Annotated in this window: 1 protein-coding gene; it reads left to right on the forward strand. The window is 64.3% G+C overall.

Going from position 1 to position 1,267, the window contains the following annotated elements:
• Nucleotides 1-69: 69 nt before the first annotated feature.
• A protein-coding gene (locus K3M35_RS25740) for an IS3 family transposase (protein WP_112320133.1) occupies nucleotides 70-1,235 on the forward strand; the annotation gives its coding sequence in 2 pieces (ribosomal slippage) (nucleotides 70-342 and nucleotides 345-1,235; 1,164 coding nt in all).
• Nucleotides 1,236-1,267: the final 32 nt, after the last annotated feature.

Below are 1,267 nucleotides of genomic sequence, written 5' to 3' on the forward strand. Positions count from 1 at the left end.
GGGACTGCTGCACGGATAGGTGACATCTGAACTGTGGTGCCGTGAGGCACTGCTGGAAGGATGGACCCCGTGCCCAAGCCCTATCCGAAAGAGTTCCGCGACGACGTCGTCCGCGTGGCCCGCAACCGCGAACCAGGTCAGCACCTGCGGCAGATCGCCGCCGACTTCGGCATCAGCGAATCCTGCCTGACCAACTGGCTCAGGAATGCCGACGTCGAGGACGGCACCAAGCCAGGGACGACGAACGAGGAGTCCAGAGAGAACCGCGAGCTGAGAAAGCGGATCCGGTTGCTTGAGCAGGAGAACGAAGTGCTGCGGCGGGCCGCGGCGTATCTATCACAGGCGAATCTTCCGGGAAAATGATGTACCCGCTCGTCCGCGAGCTGGCCGCCGGCGGGATTCCCGTCGCGGTGACGTGCCGGGTTCTGGGGATCGCGCGCCAGCCGTACTACCGGTGGCTCGCCGACCCGGTCACCGACGCCGAACTCGAGGAGGCGTACCGGGCGAACGCCCTGTTCGACGCCCACCGCGAGGACCCGGAGTTCGGCTACCGGTTCCTCGCCGACGAAGCCCGCGATGCGGGCGAGTCGATGTCGGACCGCACGGCGTGGCGGATCTGTTCGACCAACAGGTGGTGGAGTGTGTTCGGCAAGAAACGTGGCTCGAAGAAGGGCCGCTCCGGGCCGCCGGTGCACGATGATCTCGTCGGCCGCGTCTTCACCGCGGATGCTCCAAACACTTTGTGGCTCACCGATATCACCGAACACAGAACCGAGGAAGGCAAGCTCTACCTGTGTGCGGTCAAGGACGTGTACTCGAACCGGATCGTCGGCTACTCGATCAGCGATCGGATGAAATCCCGTCTGGCTGTCACGGCCCTCGAATCGGCAGTGGCACGGCGGGACTCGGTTGCCGGATGTGTGGTTCATTCCGACCGTGGATCGCAATTTCGCAGCCGGAAATTTGTCCGCGCCCTCGCCCGCCACGACCTGGTCGGATCGATGGGTCGGGTGGGTGCGGCCGGCGACAATGCCGCGATGGAATCGTTCTTTGCGCTGCTCCAGAAGAACGTCCTCGACCGGCAGAGATGGGCCACACGCGAGCAGTTGCGCATCGCGATCGTGACTTGGATCGAGCGGACCTATCACCGCCGGCGACGTCAGCTCCGGCTCGGCAGATTGACGCCTGTCGAGTTCGAGACCATCATGACCACACCAGCCACACAGGCTGCGTGACCGAATCTGTCACCGGATCGTGCAGCAGTCCC

This window comes from Rhodococcus sp. DMU2021 (assembly GCF_019641445.1).
In the GTDB taxonomy this organism is placed as follows: Bacteria; Actinomycetota; Actinomycetes; order Mycobacteriales; family Mycobacteriaceae; genus Rhodococcus; species Rhodococcus pyridinivorans.